This is a genomic window from Fodinibius salsisoli (assembly GCF_026229185.1).
GTDB lineage: Bacteria > Bacteroidota > Rhodothermia > Balneolales > Balneolaceae > Fodinibius > Fodinibius salsisoli.
The window spans coordinates 218,499-236,444 of record NZ_JAGGJA010000006.1 but is presented as its reverse complement, the minus strand read 5'-3'; the positions used below and the strand labels follow the sequence as shown (position 1 = coordinate 236,444).

The following is a 17,946-nucleotide window of genomic DNA, read 5'->3' as shown; positions in this document are numbered from 1 at the left end:
AAATAAGTTCTGCTAAAATGGTTAACTTCACGGCTATTCAAAAAATATCTTGACCCACAGTTAATGGAGAAAATTCTACGTTTTTTTCGGCCTCTTGTTAAATTCAATTATAACCATCCGTTCTGGGTAGTCGGTATTACGGTGTTGGCAGCAGTCATACTGGGGAGCTTTGCTGTACAGCTTAAAATTGATACAGATTTAGCAAATCTTTTGCCGAAGAAAAATCCCCATGTCAAAGCCTTGGAAGAGCTACAACAAACGGTAGGAGGCGAAACGGCTATGGAGGTGGCTATCAAGTCGCCCAGCTTTGAGGACAACAAACGGTTTGCCGAAGACTTAATCGACAAAAGTCTGGAGCTGTATGATGAGCAGGGCAGCCGGCCATTTTTTGAGCGGGCCGAATTCCACAAAGAAACAACGTTTCTGCGAGATAATGCTCTTTACTTTGCTACCCCCGGTGAACTGGGGGATATTAAGACGTATTTGCAGGATGAAATACAGTCAGCTAAAGAAGATGCCAATCCTTTTTTAGTAGATTTCGGAAGTGAAGAAGAGGAAGAAACCGGAAATAACAAGGAGTTAGCCGATTTTGAACAGACCTATGAGGATTTGATTCCATCGGAATACCCCGTGAATGCTGACAGCACCGTCATGGTCTTCAAGCTCTATCCTACCGGCTCTAAGAGTGACCTTGACTATCTGCGGAGTATGTTTTCATCCTATGATTCGCTGCTGGTAGCTGCCAATCCTCAGTCATACAATAGCGCAATGGAAGTGCGATACGGCGGCCGGTTAAAGCGTCACCTGGCTGAGATCGATTCGATTATGAACGACGTTTTTAGCAGTTTTGCCTCCGGTATATCCAGTGTCATCATTTTGGTGATGCTTTATTTCTTTATCAAAAAGTACATCAATTATCGAAAGGGCAATGAACAGGAAAAAGAGCACCGTTTTTGGGAGCACCTTATCCGCATGCCGGTACCCGTATTGGTGATAGGGCTGCCTTTGTTAATTAGTCTATCGTGGACGTTTGGCGTAACTTATTTTGTCTTAGGTACGCTAAATACCATGACCTCCGTGCTTTTTGTTATCCTGTTCGGGATGGGTATTGACTACGGGCTCCATTACTATGCGCGCTATATAGAGTTCCGTTCTAAAGGCAAACCAATCTTAGAAGCGCTTTATGAGACTTATGATAATACCGGTTCTGCCATTGTCGTAAGTGGATTGACGACGGCCTTTTCGCTCTTTGTGCTGATTATTGCAAAATTCAGAGGGTTTTCAGAGTTCGGCTTTATTGCAGGTTCAGGTATTATTTTGGCTTTAAGCTGTATGCTTTTCGTCTTGCCTTCGTTGTTGGTTATCTCAGAGCGCCGAAACTGGATTCTGTTAAATACCAATCGCAGCACCCACGATCAGGGGGCTTCAACGTTCAACCGATTCCCGATGGCGCGTTCGGTAGTAGTCGTCGGCTTGTTGATTGCTGTTTTTGTAGGGATGAATTACCAAAAGCTGGATTTCCAGTATGATTTTGGGGAGTTAGAACCAGAGTTTCCAGAATATCGATCCTTTAATAAATTTGCCGGTCAGGTCTCTCATTCAGATAAGCGAAACCCGGCCTATATTCTGGCTGACAACCAAGAGCAGGTGATTCAGATCCTCGAAAAAATCCGGTATAAGATGAAAACGGATACCACAAGTCCGACTATCCTGGATGTTGAGGCCTTGCCGGAACGATTTCCACCTACCGAAGCGGGCGCTAACGAAAAACTTAAAGAAATTTCTCGCATCCGGGAGTTATTGAATGATCCATTTATTAAGGGACAGGACGACTCCCAGTTGGATAAGCTAAGACGAGCAGCCCAGACCAAAACCCAGCTTGCTATTGATCAAATACCGGACTATTTCAAAAGCCAGTTCGTGACCAAGCAGGGAGAAATAGGTAATTTTGTGATTGTATATCCCAGCGTGGGATTATCTGACGGGGAGAAATCAATCGCCTTTAAAAATGATATTGGCGAAATACAGCTCGACAGCGGTGAAACATTCTATGCTGCCAGTACCTCTATTATTGCTGCAGAGATGCTGGATTTAATGCGTACGGAAAGTCCTTATATGGTAGGAGCTACATTTTTGGTAGTATTTCTGTTGATGCTTATTTCGTTCCGTTCTCTGCGTTGGGCCATTATTGCTATGCTTCCGCTTCTGGTAGGCTTACTGTGGTTATTTGGAATCATGATGCTGACAGGTATGATGTTTAATTTTTATAACCTGGTCGTCTTGCCGGCCATACTTGGGATTGGTGAAGACAATGGTGTGCATCTGGCGCATCGCTATCGTGAGGAAGGAGAGCGTAGTATGTGGGATGTACTGTCGAGTACAGGCCAGCATGTTACCATTGGTTCGCTAACAACAATGCTGGGCTTCTCAGGTTTGCTGTTTACCAACCATCCGGGGCTGCAGTCACTGGGACAAATGGCTGTGATTGGAATTGGTATGACGTTGGTCGCAGCCCTTACCTTTTTGCCCGCACTGATTGAGCGCCTTGAAGATCGTGAGTGGATACGGTTTTGAAATGGTTGAATTGTAGAATTATTGAATGGTTAAATTATCAATCACTCAGTCATTCATTCAACAAATCAATAATTCAACTATTTCTACTGCTTCCAGAAGGTAGGAGTGAAAAGGAGAAGTACCGTAAAAATTTCAAGCCGGCCAACCATCATCAGAAAGATAAGGACCCATTTTCCAATATAGGGAATTTGGGCAAAGTTGTCGGTAGGGCCAAACGCTCCCCATCCCGGGCCAATGTTGCCGAGGCAGGCGATGCTGGCCCCGATAGAAGATTCGAGATCAAACCCCATAGTCGCCATAACCAGGGCACCAACTCCAAAAACAACGAGATAGAGCACGAAAAAGCTCAGGACCGTTCGCTGTATCTGGTAATCGATCGTCTTATTCCCAATTCGGATGGGCAGTACTGCTTTGGGATGAACAATCTGTTTGAATTCCCGGAATGAGTTTCGGATGATAATCATCCACCGAATCATTTTAGGTCCACCGCCGGTAGAGCCAGCACAGCCTCCTGTAAAAAAGAGCAGAAAAAGAAAAAATCCTCCAAACGAATACCAAAGTTCATAGTTATCGGTGCCAAATCCTGTGGTGGTTATAATGGAGACCACCTGAAAAGCCCCGTAGCGAATTGCGTTACCAAAGGAGTATTCATCGAATATCCAGAGTGAAGCACTAATAACGACAATGCTAATACCGGTTATAAGGGCGTAGAACCGTGTTTCCCGATTATTAAAAAATGATTCCTTATCGCCCTTGAGGAGCCGAAAATGCATGGCAAAGTTAATGCCAGCCAGGAACATGAATAACGTAATCACGCTATCGATGTAGACCGAATCAAAGGCTTGTATACTGGCATTCCTTGTAGAAAATCCACCGGTAGCCAGAGTAGCAAAAGCATGGTTTATAGCCTCGAACCAATCCATGGAGGGGTGTAGCCAGAGCAGCAAGAATTCGACACCTGTAAACGCTACATAGACGCCCCAGAGAAGTTTGGCTGTCTCTTGAACACGGGGAGTAAGCTTGTCGGTGGTAGGTCCCGGTGATTCGGCCTGGAAAAGCTGCATACCCCCAACGCCTAAAAGTGGAAGAATAGCCAGCGTTAACACGATAATCCCCATACCACCCAGCCAGTGAGCCAGAGAACGCCAAAAGAGCATACTGTTGGGCAGGGACTCAATTTGGGGGTTCATAAAACCCGAGCTGGTCTCGCCCCCAAAGATGGTTGCCCCGGTGGTAGTCAGTCCGCTCATGGTTTCAAAAACAGCATCCGTATAGCTGGGCAGGATACCTGAAATGACAAATGGAAGGGCTCCCACAAGGGAAAGAAAAAGCCAGGTAAGGCTGACAACCAAAAACCCTTCCCGAATACGTACTTCTTCTTCAGGCTTAAAGAGGTAATAGAGTGCGCCACCTACCACAAAAGCGATTGACGCTGAGTACAAAAAGGTATGCCACACTGCTTCGTCATAGATAAAAGCAATGCCCATAGGAATGAGTAAGGCAAAGCCCAGGAAAAAGACGAATGCTCCCAGAATTCCCAATACCGTCAGAAAATCAATTTGAGGGCGTTTAAAGCTTTTTATGGATGTATTCTGCATTAGTTGAACAGTGAAGTTACTTTATCTACAGCTTCCGGCAGGCAGAAAATGATGACACGATCGTTAGGTTTAATCTGGGACTGCCCCGTGGCAATATCGGTTGAACCATTACTTAATATCCCTCCGACCACACAGCCGTCTGGGAATCGAATTTTTTGAATAGGCTTTTTAACAACTTTAGATTTTGGAGCGGCCTGAAGTTCTATTACTTCTGCTTTGATTCCCTGAAGGGCCGTCACGGATATCACACGTCCACCTCGGACGTGGCGATGAATTTCATTAGAAGCTGCTGATTTCTTATTGACGGCTGCATCGAGACCAATGGTTTGGCTGAGAGGGATATAATCCGACTTCGAGACCAGCGCCACCGTCTTCTGTACTTCGAGATGCTTGGCCATCAGGCATGAAATAATATTCGATTCTTCATCGTCTGTTACTGAAATAAAGGCATCAGTATCGGTGATCCCCTCGGTAGCCAATAAATCGGGATTGGTAGGATTGCCATTAAGAACAAGTACATCCTTGAGTTCTTCGGCAAGCTCTATGGCCGTATCTTGATCCGGTTCAATAAGCTTAATATTCCATTTTTTCTCTTCTTGGCACAAAATACGGGCAATCATGGCTCCAATGGGAGTGCCGCCGGCAATCATGATACGATTGATTTCAACATCCGGCTTGCCCGTTGTTTTAATAACAGCTGGTATGGTTTCCGTCTTGGCCATGAGGAAGAGCTGGTCATAGGCCTGGATACGGACCGAACCGCTGGGGATAATAGTCAGACCTTTGCGCGAAATAGCAACCACCCGGAATGTGATGTCGGAAAAATCCTCGGCGTATTCTACAAGTGTTTTGCCCACCAAGGGCGAATCTTTGCCAATACGGAGACCAATCATCTGCATCCGTCCATCTGCAAGGTTGACAAGGTCACTGGCAGACGCACGCTTAATCAGGCGTACGATCTCAAGGGCCGCACTACGCTCGGGATGGATGAGAACATCAATGCCAAGGTCGGTTGACTTAAGCGGAGCATTAGGCCGTGAGAGCTCATCACTGCGCACACGAGCAATGACCATCTCGGCTCCCAGACGATTGCTCATCATCGATGCAATCATATTTACTTCGTCAATACTGGTTACGGCAATAAGAATATCCGCATCTTTAACCCCGGCATCGACCAGATCTTTAGCCGACGTGGCGTTGCCTTCGAAACAGAGTACATCCAGGTTAGCTACCACCCGTTCAAGTGCTTGCTTGTCCCTGTCAAGAACAATAACGTCGTGCTTTTCCTGTGACAAAACACTGGCCAAATCATATCCAATCTCGCCAGCTCCAATAATAACAATCTTCAAAGTAGTAACTCCTATTTTGTTCAGAAGTAAGCTAAAAGTCGAAAAGTGAAATCACAAACGCAACAAAGACGTTATATTCATTCAGGCCCTCATTAGCATAGCCATAGATCTAAGGAAGGGGTTTTGAATTTAAAATTACCATTACTTCTGGAAAGAGAGCTTGTTTTTTTGTGTAATTAGTGCGATTCTTAGGCGCATATCCAGCCAACGATAATTTCAAATGAGTAACATTCTTCATGATCGTTGACCTTTTAAAACCCGAGTTTGATGAATTGATTGAGGCCAAGGATTGGGTGGCGTTGAAGGATATTCTCAACGATGTTCCTGCCGTGGATGTGGCTGAGCTTTTGGAAGAACTCGAAAATGAAGTGGCTATTGTAATTTTCAGGCTTCTTAAGAAGCAGAAAGCCGCCGATGTATTTACATATCTCAGCTCCGGAAAGGGGATGGAACTGCTCGATCTGTTTACCGTTCAGCAGCTCAGTGAGGTTATGTCTAACCTGGAGCCCGATGAGCGGGTAACGCTGATGGAGGAACTGCCCGGCCGCCTCACCCAGCGAGTCATGAACTCCATGGATACCGAAGATCGCCGACAGGTGCAAAAGCTTTTGGGCTACCCGGATGAAAGTGTAGGGCGGTTGATGACGCCTCGGTATGTGAAGGTCCGCCAGGGCTGGACTATCCAAAAAGCGATGAACCACATCCGCAAATTTGGTCACAGTGCGGAAACAGTGAACGTCATTTATGTGGTCGATGACCAAGAACACCTGATTGATGATCTCCGGCTTAACCAGCTTATTCTGGCTGACCCTGAAGCTCCCATTTCATCTTTAATGGACGAAAGTTTTGAGGCTCTCAGCGCTTTCGATGACCAAGAAGATGCGGTGAAGATGCTCAGTAAGTACGACCGTGTGGCTATGCCGGTGGTCGATTCGGATGGAATTTTGGTCGGCATTGTTACGGTGGACGACGTCATCGATGTTGCAGAAGAAGAAACCACCGAGGATATGCAGCTGATGGCTGGTATGGATGTACTGGATGACTATTACTCGCAGACAACCGTCTTTGAGATGGTTAAAAAACGTATTGGATGGCTGGCTTTTCTCTTTGTAGGACAGCTTTTTACGACAACAGCAATGGGCGCCTATGAGAGTGTAATAGCCAATGCGGTATTTTTGTCGTTGTTTATCCCCATGATTATTTCCAGCGGGGGTAACTCGGGCACGCAGGCGGCTACTCTTATTATCCGCGCCCTCTCTACCGATGATATTGATATGAACGAGTGGATGAAGGTATTGGGACGTGAACTGTTATCCGGGCTTATGCTGGGCCTGATTATGGCGGGGATCGGTTTTATAGTAATTTTGGGCTGGGGCTATCTGGTGAGCGATGCTTTTACCCAGGAGCTGGTGCTGAGTGCTGCAGTCGTCGGCCTAAGCTTAATAGGGGTTGTACTTTGGGGCAACCTGAGTGGCTCCATGCTTCCGTTTATTCTTTCAAAAATGGGGCTGGATCCGGCTGTAACATCGGCTCCATTTGTATCCACTTTAAGTGATGTTACCGGAATTATCATTTATTTTTCCATCGCAATTGCCTTACTTGAAGGCATCGTACTGTAATTCATAAATTGTATAAAAGGGCAGAATCTCATGAAGCAATATCTTGACCTGGTTAAAAACGTATTAGAGAATGGGGTAAGGAAAGAGAACCGTACCGGAACCGATACCATTTCTAATTTTTCTGAATTTTATAAAGTAGATTTATCAGAAGGATTCCCCTTGTTGACAACCAAAAAGGTATACTTTCGGTCTGTCATTTTGGAACTGCTTTGGTATCTGAGAGGGGAGGACCATATCCGCTGGTTGCGAGACGAGAATGATTGCCATATCTGGGATGCATGGGCGGATGAAGATGGTCATGTGGGACCGATTTACCCCGTACTGTGGCGCCGGTTTCCCTATCACGAGGAAGAAGAGATTCGGTTTGAAGGCGATGCCTCGCATATCTGTAAGACGGTTTGGATTAAAAAAGAATTTGACCAGGTGCAGAGAGCCATCGACATGCTGAAAGAAAATCCCAACAGCCGCCGTATTGTAGTCAGCGCCTGGCATCCGGGTCTGCTTGAGCAAATGGCACTGCCGCCCTGTCATCTGATGTATATTTTTAATGTCTCCGATGGTAAGCTAAACTGTCATCTCACGCAGCGATCCGGCGATATCGCCTTGGGCATTCCCTTTAATCTGGCCTGCTATTCGGCTTTAACGATGGCCATCGCCAACGAGGTAGGGCTCGACTACGGCACCTTCGCCCATACCATTGTTGATGCTCATATTTACGAAAATCATGTTGAAGGACTTAAAGAACAGTTGAATCGAGAGCCTAAAGAACTTCCCCAGCTATCTATTGCGGATAAACCTATTGATGAGCTTGAGTTTGATGATTTCACCCTAAAAGGATACGATCCGGATCCCTCTATAAAATTTGAGGTAGCAGTATGACATTAGCCGCAATTGTGGCACATGATCCTAATTTGGTGATTGGAAAGGATGGTGAGTTGCCCTGGCATTATTCGGAGGATCTTAAATACTTTAAGAAAATAACCACGGGACATCCGATTATTATGGGGCGTGTGGTTTTTGAAGAGATCAATGAGAAACCACTGCCGGGGCGCGAAAATGTTGTTCTCAGTCGATCCAGGGATTACGACCATGTACCTACTTTTTCGTCTATAGATAAGGCTTTGGACCACGTTGAAGGCGAAGAGATAGCTTTTGTCATCGGAGGAGCTGAGATTTATAAACAACTTTTGCCCCAGGTGGATAAACTGTTTGTGACCGAGATTCATAAATCACATGATGGGGATACCTATTTCCCTGAATATCGCGATCAAATCAGTTCCGTTTGGAAAGAGATCAAGAGAGACCGGCATCCAGAATTTAGTTTTGTTGTTTATGAACGCGTTAAGAAATAGATAAGCAGGTACACTTATTCTTTTACATCAATAGTTTTAAGGTGAACCACATACGGCTTTACTACAGGCTGCGTTAAGGCAATAATATTTTGCGTATCTGCCGCTTTGGAGAACTCCACGGCTTTGTCTTTCTCTTCTAAAATCCAGATACCTTCATTTTCATAACGGTAGGCTTCGCTGTAGCTCTCATCAAACGAATAATAATACTGAGCTGTCGTCTCATCGTGGGGCAGTCCTCGTTCCTTGAGAACTTTCTGCGTTTTGATGCTAACCTTTTCCTGAAGCTCTTTGGTGGGTTGGCCATCCAAAAAAGTAGTACGAAACAACGACCGGGATTGAAACCTCCTGCAGAGATCAGAGAGGATAAGATCATCCGTGTGCTGCCAATACTTAATGCTTTGGTACACATCATTGTCATCTAATTGAAGGTATTTCTGCATAACCTCTGTACTGACCCCTCGTTTGGCACTGGGATTGTTTTCCATAAAAAATTGCAGGGCCGGAGAAGCCTGATACAGGTTATAGCCATCCTCGATAAGCACCCGTACCCGATGGAAGATCTTGTGGAGCAGTTTGTCGGCACTTAAAACGGTTTTATGCAGGTAAACCTGCATGTACATCAGACGCCGGGCCAGGATGTAATTTTCGATAGAATAGATGCCTTTCTTTTCGATGACGATATTTCCTTTGTAGACGCGCATCGTCTTTAGGATACGTTCAATGCCGACGGATCCCTCATAAACAGAGGTAAAGACACTATCCCGTTTTAGGTAATCTAAGCGGTCGATATCGAGTTGAGAAGATATCAGCTGATTTAAAAAGGGCTTCTTAGGATATTGATCAGTAAAAATTTTGATGGCGGTATCCAGGGCGCCGTTCATTTTCTGATTAAGCTGACGCATTATAGCCAGCGTCATCATCTCGTGGTGGAAATCTTCAATCAGGCTGAATTCAAGGGTATGAGAAAAGGGGCCATGACCGATATCATGAAGTAAGACAGCAATCAGTGTGCCTTCATATTCCGCGGGACTGATGGTGGTATCCTTTTCCCGGAGGTTATTGAGCGTGCGTTGGGCTAGTTCCATGGCGCCCAGGGCGTGAGAAAACCGGGAATGTTCAGCCGCCGGAAAAACCAGGTACCCAAGCCCCATTTGTTTGATACGCCGCAATCGCTGCACATATGGATGGTCAATCAGATCCAGGATAACGCCTTTTGGGACGGTAATAAATCCATGGATGGGATCATTGAAAATTTTATATTGCGTGCTTTTATCCATAAACTGCTAAGGTAGAACGTTGTTGCTAATAATTACGATTCAAAAAGAGAACCGGGAAGTAGAAACTCGTCCCGGCGGGCTATCTCAGGCAGACGGCTGGGCTGTTGTTTCCCCAGGTCAAACCAGACGCCATGGGCTTCGGCTACTGAAATCAACGTATGGTCAGATGCTGTATAAATTGCCTGAAAGCTGGAAATGCTGGTATTACCTGTAGATTTAATGCCGGATCCAATGAGTAAGTTTCCAGGGTATTCGGCCGGCCTGATGAAATTAATTTGAATATTGGCCAGAACAAAACTAAATCCCTGTTGCACCTGTTTCGAAAATTCCGGGATTTTCTGGATAAACTTAATTCGGGCTTCCTCGTAATAGGTGCTAAATAGCGCATTGTTTACATGGTTTAGGGGATCAAGATCCCGAAAACGAATCGGGATGGTGGCCCAATGGGGAAAAAGATTCTGTTGGTAGGAAGGTTTGATCATAGTTTAGGGTGAAAATCAGAAATTGTTCTTAGCGATTTATTTTTTGCCGCCCAGAATGCCCATCAGTCCGCGGGTTACCTCGCGCGCTATCGTTCGACTCACCTGGCGACCGGCGGTCGAATCCATGGCATCTTTGAAGGTGTCTAACCATGAAAAACCGGCGCCATCCGTTTCTTCTTTGGCTTTCTGGTTCGCAGTCTGTAGCTCCTGCTGTTTTTCATCCGATTGAGCCGTTGATATTTTGGATTGCAGGATTTCTTCGGCACTTTTTTTGTCAATAGCTTCCTGATATTGCGGAATAAGAGCAGAGCGACTGATGATCTCCGAAATTTCTTGTTCACTAAGGATGTCCATTCTCGATTCCGGCGCCCGCAGCAAGGTACGTGCCAACGGAGTAGGGCGGCCATCTTCATTAAGTACCGTAACCAGGGCTTCACCAATCCCCAAATCAGTAATTTCTTGTTCAATGTCGTAGTATTCTGTGAGGGGATAGTTCTGGGCTACCATCCGAATGGCTTTGCGATCTTTAGCCGTAAAGGCCCGCAAGGCATGCTGAACTTTGAGCCCCAGTTGAGACAGTACTTCTTCCGGTATATCCGTGGGATTTTGAGTTACGAAAAATATCCCGATTCCTTTAGACCGGATCAGTTTTATGGTGGCTTTAATCTGGTCCAGCAACACATCGGAGGCTTCCTCAAAAAGCAGGTGCGCTTCGTCGATAAACATCACGAATTTGGGTTTCGGGAGGTCGCCTTCTTCGGGCATTTTATCATAAATTTCAGCTAACATCTGCAGCATAAAGGTCGAGAAAAGCTTCGGTTTAGCCTGGATGTCGGTTACCCGCAAAATATTGATCATACCTTCTCCCGCTTCTGTTTTGCGCAACAGGTCTTTTACGTTAAAAGAAGGTTCGCCAAAAAACTGTTCACTGCCCTGCTGTTCAAGTTCTACAAGCCGACGGATGATCGCCCCGACTGAGGCGGTAGAGATACGACCGTATTCGTCTTCTACTTCTTCCTTACCTTCATCCGAGAGGTATTGAAGTACATCTTTAAGGTCGTCAAGATCCACAAGCGGAATCTGGTTATCATCGCAGTATTTGAAGACCACGGCAAGAACACCTCGCTGTAAGTCATTAAGTCCCAATATTTTTGCAAGCAGGATGGGGCCAAATTCAGTGGCAGTGGCCCTGAGACGAACGCCCGGTTCTTCAGAGATACTTAAAAATTCTACCGGACTTCCATGTGGGGTGAAATCCATTCCAATTTGCTTATGCCTTTCATCAATTTTGGGATGGCCGGGCGAAGCCTTGGCAATGCCCGAAAGATCACCCTTAACATCCATCAACAGAACAGGCACGCCATTTTTTGAAAGTTGTTCTGCAATAATCTGCAATGTTTTGGATTTTCCGGTTCCAGTGGCTCCGCTGATTAAGCCATGACGGTTTAAGGTCATCAGGGGTAGTTTAATGAAACAGTTGGTTTGGCATTCTCCATTCAGCATAGCCCCACCGAGTGGGATGGAATCGCCTTCAAAAGTGTATCCCTGATCGATCTGTTCTCTGAATTTTTTACTCATCTGATTGTCCTGTTACTAAGATCGTAATCTTTTATGATCTCAAAATTAATATTAGCATCTATCCACATGAATAAATCATTAGAAAATGAAGTTAGATAAAATTAAGTAATTTCAAAATTTGCATAATGCTATCGTTGAAATATTAGACTACCTGCCAAAAAGGTTGAAATTTCACTTAACGGATGCTTGTTGAATGCTTATATTCAACCGCTTAACTCCAACAGATGAGACCGAAAATATGATGGAATCTAACGAGAAAAAGTTTTTAGAAGAATTACTTATTACCCCAAGTCCAACGGGTTTTGAATCGCAGGGACAAAAAGTATGGAAAGATTATGTAACCGATTTCGCCGACGATGTTGAAGTCGATGCATATGGATCTGCTTGCGCACGACTTAACACCAGCTTTGATGTTGTCACGGTAATGTTGGAGGCGCATTGCGATGAAATTGGCATGATTGTGCAACACATCACGGAGAATGGATTTATTTTTGTCAACAAGCTCGGGGGCAGTGATTCTACGATAGCAAAGGCCAAACGAGTGAATATTCATACGAGAGATGGAGTCGTTGCAGGAGTAACCGGGAATACGGCTATACACTTGCAGGATAAGCGTAACGGAAAAGGCAAGCAGCCGGCCTGGAAAGATATATATGTGGATATAGGAGCCAGTAGCCGTGAGGAAGCACTTAAGATGGTGCAGGTGGGAGATCCGATAACCTATGCCGATGAATTTGACTACCTGTCGGATGATATCCTGTCCGGAAGAGCATTGGATAACCGCATCGGAGGATTTATGATTGCCCAGGTACTACGTCGGTTGAACGAGCGCCGTGATAAGCTCAATGTAAATGTGGTGGCCTTGAATTCGGTACAAGAAGAGATTGGGGGCTACGGAGCCCGGATGATGAGTTATCGCATAGAACCTGATTTAGCACTGGTGACCGATGTGACGCATGCCACCGATACGCCGGGCATTAATCAAAAACAGCATGGTCGGGTAAAGCTGGGCGAAGGTCCATCCCTGCAGCATGGGGGCGCTAATCACCCTAAAATTGTGGAATACCTGGAAGAGGTTAGCGACCAGCACGATATTGCTATCCAGCATGAAGCGACCAGTATTCGAACAGGGACCGATACGGATAGCATTTATTATCAGAAAACAGGCATACCCAGTGCTCTTATTTCACTGCCGCTTCGGTATATGCATTCGCCGGTGGAGACCACTTCATTAAGCGACCTTGAAGCTCTTGTTGATCTTATGACAAAGTCAGTGCTGGAGCTCAATCCTGACCAAACATTCCAGGTTCTTTAGCAACATTGATAGAAAAAAACTATCACATCTTGTCATTCTGAACTCGTTTCAGAATCTCAGATATTTTTGAGAGCCTTAGAAAGGAGATCCTGAACTAAATTCAAGATGACAAGTCAGGTTTTGCAAAAGTCTTGTAAAACAAAAAGCCTGTCCGAAAAGGACAGGCTTTTTGTGTATAAAAACGCTATATCAGATCTTACTCAGAAGGAGGGGAGAGGGCCATATCAATAATGTGAACCACGCCATTGGTACCTTCGATATTTGCTTCGGTAATAGTTGCTTCACCGTTAAGAGTAATGGTACCTCCACTCACTTCTACGGTAATATCCTCACCGCTCAAGGTTGTATACGTTCCGGAACTTAGTCCATTAGAAAAGACTTTTTCAGGGAGTACATGATATTGGATTTCATCACCAGACAGGTCCGTATTTTCAAGAGCTTCATTAGTGGGAGCAAAGACGGTATAGGCCGCAGTAGTATCGCTAAGCGTAGTTGTCAGGTTAGCTCCTTCAATGGCACTTTCCAGGGAATTGAGCTGGGGGCGCTTGGCAATCAATCCTGCAGCGTTGAGATAGGTATCGGGGAAGAGCACCTCGTCAACTACGAAAATGAGTCCGTTCGTCGCTTGGAGGCCACCAAGAAAGTAGCTGTTATTAATAAATAAACTGTCTTGAGTAGCTCCTTGGACCCTTTCAAAGAACAGGTTTTCTCCCAGCATGCTTTGAATCTCTTCTTCGCCACTAATTTGGGTGTAATTGACAATTTCTTCGACCACATGGTACCGCAAGATATTGACTAAATCAGGGGTTTCCAATGAGTCAAGAAGCCCTTCAGGCAAATTGGAAAAGGCATCATTGGTAGGGGCAATAACCGTTAGGGGGCCATTGTTGGCGACCGTAGAATCGAGGTCGGCATCTTCCAGTAAACCAACAAAGGTCGTTAATACTTGGTCACCACCTTGTCCCTGCGTAACCTCTTTGGCGGTTTCAAGGATGTTTTGCCGCTGCTGACCACTGTTAGTACTGCTATCCAGGCAAGAGGTTAACACAAAAGGGCAAAACAGTAGGAGTAGGGGGAGGAATGAATATTTGGAAATAAGAGATTGCATAATTAAATATTAAATGGGATTAGTATTAGGAACTATTTTTTGCCTAAAATATATATCGGGAAATTTTCAAGTTTCATGATTTAGGCAAAGGTAATAATAACTTATCTCAGAAACAGAAAATATGAATTGTGTTATCATTAATACAATAGTTTTGATAGCAAATTCATTGATTGGTTCCCATAAAAACAAAAAAAGAGTCCGCCCCATTCAGGGATAGGCGGACTCTATTATTATGAGGGGAACCCGATGTTTATTCGGGAGCCGTTAACACAGTATCAACTTTGAAAATTATACCATTGGTTGCTTCAATACCCTCATCTGTAATAATGGTCTGATCTTCGTTAATAGTTACGGTATCGCTGTCGGCACTGAAGTATAAAGAATCGCCGTTGAAAGATTCTACGGATTCGGTATCCTTCAGGTTATCAAAGGTTAGATTTTCCCAAACAATATGATATTTGAGCAGCGTTTGGATCTCTTCATCGCTCATATCGCCCAGGTCTTCCTCATCCAATGCGGTGTCTGTTGGGATGAATACCGTTATGGGGCCGTCTGAAGAGAGGGTATCGGCTAATCCTTGGTCATCAATGAGACCGTAGGCTGAAGAGAGATTATCTTCAAGCTCCAAGGTCTCGGATATATTCATATCATTGTCTGGCCCGGATCCATTATCGTCATCACAGGCAGTGAATAAAGTGACACCTAATACCAGTGCTAAGCACAATTTCAATGATTTTGGTATAACGTTTAGCATAAATGTAGATTAATTTTGGTTGGTAAATAGTTAACAGGGTATTACACAGCTCAGGGAAGGAATGACTACTTTTAAATCAGATTTTTTAAAAAAGATTGAAGAGGGACAAAGCTACTGCTTATTTTTTCATACACTATTTAATAACTCAGCTTGATACTTAGTGAGGGCCGCAGGCCCGGCATTGTTCGTTCTCTCAGTTCATATGAGATATCTCCGGTTTCATCTTTATAAGGCGAGAGCCAGCGATTGATGACGTTTTGGTTGTCGAGCAAGTTAAAAACGTCCATTCGCAGTTGGAGGTTTGATGCTCCAATACTAAATCGATAACTAAGGCTTGTATTGAGTTGGGAATAACGGGGGAGGGTATCATTACCGGGATCATTGAAGGAGTATGCGTCGTAGGTACGTGCTTCACGAATGGATAAATAATCGTAATATGCTTTCCGAAAGCCCCAACTGCGCCCCCAGACTCCCTGCCACTGCAATAGGAATGTTAAATTGGTAACAACTTTCCAGTTAACTGAAGCATCAAGCTGGTGCGGTTGGCTGGAGGGCAGAGGCTGATAGCCTTTTCCAAAGCGGGAGGGATATATTTGACGGGCGATACTGGATTGATAACTTCCTTTAAGCTCCATATTTAGTGAAGGAATAGTCCGCTGGATCGATAAGCCCGCCCCATAAGCATATCCCCGGGTAGTGTTTATAAACTCCTGCTGTTTCGAAAATGCGGATGTCCTGTTGAGCATAGGAAAGGCAGAAAGTTTATGGTAATTGAGGGTAAGGCGAGAAGGAATCCACTTGTAATAGGATTCAATTTGAAACTTCCAGTTTTGGGAGGGCTCCCAAAGTCCATCAAGGGCAAGGTGATACGCCTTGGGCACATCGGTAGTATAGTCTACCGGTACCCAGAACCGAAGGGAGGGCACCAGTGAAGAAGGACCAACATTGGACACATCGAACTGGTTAATAAATTGGCGGTAAATACCGCCCGATAATTTAGCGGAGAGATATCCTATTGAGGTGTTGGGCTCTTCGTATTTGAATGAGAGCCGGGGTTCGGCAAAAACCAAATCACGGCTGGGAATAAAGGTCAGGCGGCTGCCCGCCGAGAGGCTGGTTTTTGGGCTCAGCAGGAAATCATTTTGAATATACCCCGCAATCAGAAAACTGTCGGCATCTGAACGGGCCTGGTTGTAATACTGATCAGAAAGGCTAAATCGGTAGTCAAGATGAGTGACACTAAGACCGCCGCTGAGCGTGTAGTCTTTGGTGGCACTGTAGTTAAGGCTCATTTTTGCTGATGACTGGACCATAGCATTACGGTCCCCGGTTTCCATGGCTTGTGCCGCAAATTCCTGTAGCTCTTGCCGAGCGGTGGAAGTATAGGTGAAGGGAAAAATGTTCGCCCGCTGATTATTGGTAAGAAAGTAATGGTGATCGAAAGAGTGGCTTGTAATATATCCACTTAGGTTAGCATCGAGGCGGGCGTTGACTAACCATTGATGTTCAACTTTAACCATACTATTGCTCCAGTCGTAGTCGTCAATGGAGTAGTAAAGGTCGGTAGGCTGAGTAGTCAGAGCTACATTCTTTGAGAATAAATTAGTCTTGAGTCTATTTTTTCCATGATAGGCGGAAATACGGGTCTGATGAAAGGGGGTATGCTCAATTTGTGCAGCAGCATGTAAATCGTAATAGGTGATGTCGTAGGAATGATCTCGTGCTTTGAAAATAGTATTAGAGGAATCTCTCTGGAAAAGATGAAGTGTAAGCAGCGGGTCAAGCCGATCCCAGTTTTGAAACATCTGCTTTAGGTTTGGTTCCTGATATAATTGCCAGATATTGGTGCGAGCGGCAAGCATCAGATTGATGGAAGGGCCATCATCGAAATCAAGATGATGATCAAAACGGCCATTGATATCGGTGGAATTTGCCTGTAGTAAAAACTGGCTGCCGGGCGCATGGCTCACATCCTGTACAATATTGACGATGCCGGCCAGCTGGCTTCCGACCGGAGCAGAAAAGCCTGCTTTATTAATCTCAATTTTTTTAATCGACCATGGGCTAAAGGCGCCAATCATGCGTCCCATGCTCACCGGATTGTAAATAGGAACCCCATCAAGTCGGAGTTGATGGTCACCGCTGCCGCCGCCCTGAATGCTGAAGTCGGCGAGGGGAAGACTAAAATCGATTCCTGAAATAGCATCCATACTTTTGAGAGCATCGGCAGCACCCAGTGACTGTCGACGGCTAATTTGGGTTGCCGAGAGCTCAGATGTAAATGAGCGTGAGGCCGGAATACGTTTTTGAATGCCCTTGACCACGATGGGCTCAACTAGAACCGGCTCAGCAGTCATTGAAAAGTTGAGTGATGTAGTGGAGTTGGCTGGAATCCAGACCGTATCTTTAACCGGTCTATAGCCCACATAATTGATGGTGACCTCGTGATATCCTTTTTCAAGCTGTGGTATCTTAAAGACACCTGTTGGGCTGGTTGCTGTTCCACCGCTGGCGTCTGCAAGCATCACATTGGCGCCAACCAGGGGCTCGCCTGTGCGTCTGTCGGTTACTTTGCCGGTCAAATTTCCTTTGAGATTGCGATCGCCCGGGGCTGTGGTTAGCACATAGGTGCCTGAAGAAAGCTGGATAAAGTCCAGGCCGCTATCTTTAAGAATAAGCCGAAGGATGTCTTCCGGGGACTTCTGTTTTGCTGTTACAAATACTGCATGGTCCGGAAGGATGGCCGGATCGTAAATAAGGTCGAGATCCGTTTGCTGAACAAGCTGCTGCAGCGCGTAAGCAATAGGCTCACCCCGGTAGATAAAAGTATGGGTTTCGGATTTTGAATTATTCTCAGTCTGTTGCGCCGATAAAGGGAGGGCTATTCCAAGAGAAAGCGCAATGATTACCCCAAAATATATAATTACGGTCCGCATAAAA

Annotated in this window: 13 protein-coding genes; 5 read left to right on the top strand and 8 right to left on the bottom strand. The window is 45.2% G+C overall.

What is annotated here, in order from left to right:
- The first annotated feature begins 63 nt into the window (after window positions 1-63).
- Complete coding sequence (locus J6I44_RS10820; protein ID WP_265766131.1) at window positions 64-2,574, top strand: efflux RND transporter permease subunit; 2,511 nt, start codon at window positions 64-66, stop codon at window positions 2,572-2,574.
- A gap of 83 nt (window positions 2,575-2,657) precedes the next feature.
- Here the strand turns inward: J6I44_RS10820 and J6I44_RS10815 are convergent, their stop codons facing one another.
- Complete coding sequence (locus J6I44_RS10815) at window positions 2,658-4,172, bottom strand: TrkH family potassium uptake protein (protein ID WP_265766130.1); 1,515 nt, start codon at window positions 4,170-4,172, stop codon at window positions 2,658-2,660.
- Window positions 4,172-5,521 (bottom strand): Trk system potassium transporter TrkA, encoded by a 1,350-nt coding sequence (gene trkA, locus J6I44_RS10810; RefSeq protein ID WP_265766129.1) that lies wholly within the window; start codon window positions 5,519-5,521, stop codon window positions 4,172-4,174. The genes J6I44_RS10815 and trkA overlap by 1 nt, the downstream gene beginning before the upstream one ends.
- Before the next feature lie 236 nt (window positions 5,522-5,757).
- Between trkA and mgtE the strand changes: the two genes are divergently transcribed.
- The 3 genes from mgtE to J6I44_RS10795 are packed head-to-tail and all read left to right on the top strand — an operon-like array spanning window position 5,758 to window position 8,492.
- On the top strand, window positions 5,758-7,140 hold the full coding sequence (gene mgtE, locus J6I44_RS10805; protein ID WP_265766128.1) for a magnesium transporter: 1,383 nt from the start codon (window positions 5,758-5,760) through the stop codon (window positions 7,138-7,140).
- Between the two features lie 30 nt (window positions 7,141-7,170).
- The gene (locus tag J6I44_RS10800) at window positions 7,171-8,019 is read left to right on the top strand and encodes a thymidylate synthase (RefSeq protein WP_265766127.1); all 849 of its coding nucleotides are present in this window, start codon (window positions 7,171-7,173) and stop codon (window positions 8,017-8,019) included.
- Window positions 8,016-8,492, top strand: coding sequence for a dihydrofolate reductase (locus J6I44_RS10795; protein WP_265766126.1), 477 nt, complete (start codon window positions 8,016-8,018; stop codon window positions 8,490-8,492). Before J6I44_RS10800 ends, J6I44_RS10795 begins: the two co-directional genes overlap by 4 nt.
- 14 nt (window positions 8,493-8,506) lie before the next feature.
- Here the strand turns inward: J6I44_RS10795 and J6I44_RS10790 are convergent, their stop codons facing one another.
- Genes J6I44_RS10790 through J6I44_RS10780 form a run of 3 tightly spaced genes read right to left on the bottom strand, consistent with a single transcriptional unit; the run spans window position 8,507 to window position 11,829 of the window.
- On the bottom strand, window positions 8,507-9,769 hold the full coding sequence (locus J6I44_RS10790) for an HD domain-containing protein (protein ID WP_265766125.1): 1,263 nt from the start codon (window positions 9,767-9,769) through the stop codon (window positions 8,507-8,509).
- 32 nt (window positions 9,770-9,801) lie between these two features.
- A complete protein-coding gene (locus J6I44_RS10785; RefSeq protein WP_265766124.1) occupies window positions 9,802-10,251 on the bottom strand; it encodes an acyl-CoA thioesterase in 450 nt (149 codons plus the stop codon).
- A gap of 36 nt (window positions 10,252-10,287) precedes the next feature.
- A complete protein-coding gene (locus J6I44_RS10780; protein ID WP_265766122.1) occupies window positions 10,288-11,829 on the bottom strand; it encodes a helicase HerA-like domain-containing protein in 1,542 nt (513 codons plus the stop codon).
- 193 nt (window positions 11,830-12,022) lie between these two features.
- On the opposite strand from J6I44_RS10780, the gene J6I44_RS10775 reads away from it, so the two are divergent.
- Window positions 12,023-13,144, top strand: coding sequence for a M42 family metallopeptidase (locus J6I44_RS10775; RefSeq protein WP_265766121.1), 1,122 nt, complete (start codon window positions 12,023-12,025; stop codon window positions 13,142-13,144).
- A 196-nt stretch (window positions 13,145-13,340) separates the two neighbouring features.
- On the opposite strand, the gene J6I44_RS10770 is transcribed toward J6I44_RS10775, so the two are convergent.
- The 3 genes from J6I44_RS10770 to J6I44_RS10760 form a co-directional block, all read right to left on the bottom strand.
- Window positions 13,341-14,192 (bottom strand): fasciclin domain-containing protein, encoded by an 852-nt coding sequence (locus J6I44_RS10770; protein ID WP_265766119.1) that lies wholly within the window; start codon window positions 14,190-14,192, stop codon window positions 13,341-13,343.
- 310 nt (window positions 14,193-14,502) lie between these two features.
- Window positions 14,503-15,006: a fasciclin domain-containing protein gene (locus J6I44_RS10765; protein ID WP_265766118.1), complete on the bottom strand. Its 504-nt coding sequence runs from the start codon at window positions 15,004-15,006 to the stop codon at window positions 14,503-14,505.
- Between the two features lie 137 nt (window positions 15,007-15,143).
- Window positions 15,144-17,942, bottom strand: a complete 2,799-nt coding sequence (locus J6I44_RS10760; protein WP_265766116.1) for a TonB-dependent receptor — start codon at window positions 17,940-17,942, stop codon at window positions 15,144-15,146.
- Between the last annotated feature and the right edge of the window lie 4 nt (window positions 17,943-17,946).

Coding starts and splice junctions, on each gene's coding strand:
- J6I44_RS10795 (WP_265766126.1), top strand. CDS start 8,016: ATGACATTAGCCGCAATTGTGGCACATGATCCTAATTTGGTGATTGGA.
- J6I44_RS10775 (WP_265766121.1), top strand. CDS start 12,023: ATGCTTATATTCAACCGCTTAACTCCAACAGATGAGACCGAAAATATG.
- mgtE (WP_265766128.1), top strand. CDS start 5,758: ATGATCGTTGACCTTTTAAAACCCGAGTTTGATGAATTGATTGAGGCC.
- J6I44_RS10820 (WP_265766131.1), top strand. CDS start 64: ATGGAGAAAATTCTACGTTTTTTTCGGCCTCTTGTTAAATTCAATTAT.
- J6I44_RS10790 (WP_265766125.1), bottom strand. CDS start 9,769: ATGGATAAAAGCACGCAATATAAAATTTTCAATGATCCCATCCATGGA.
- J6I44_RS10765 (WP_265766118.1), bottom strand. CDS start 15,006: ATGCTAAACGTTATACCAAAATCATTGAAATTGTGCTTAGCACTGGTA.
- J6I44_RS10760 (WP_265766116.1), bottom strand. CDS start 17,942: ATGCGGACCGTAATTATATATTTTGGGGTAATCATTGCGCTTTCTCTT.
- J6I44_RS10780 (WP_265766122.1), bottom strand. CDS start 11,829: ATGAGTAAAAAATTCAGAGAACAGATCGATCAGGGATACACTTTTGAA.
- J6I44_RS10815 (WP_265766130.1), bottom strand. CDS start 4,172: ATGCAGAATACATCCATAAAAAGCTTTAAACGCCCTCAAATTGATTTT.
- J6I44_RS10800 (WP_265766127.1), top strand. CDS start 7,171: ATGAAGCAATATCTTGACCTGGTTAAAAACGTATTAGAGAATGGGGTA.
- J6I44_RS10785 (WP_265766124.1), bottom strand. CDS start 10,251: ATGATCAAACCTTCCTACCAACAGAATCTTTTTCCCCATTGGGCCACC.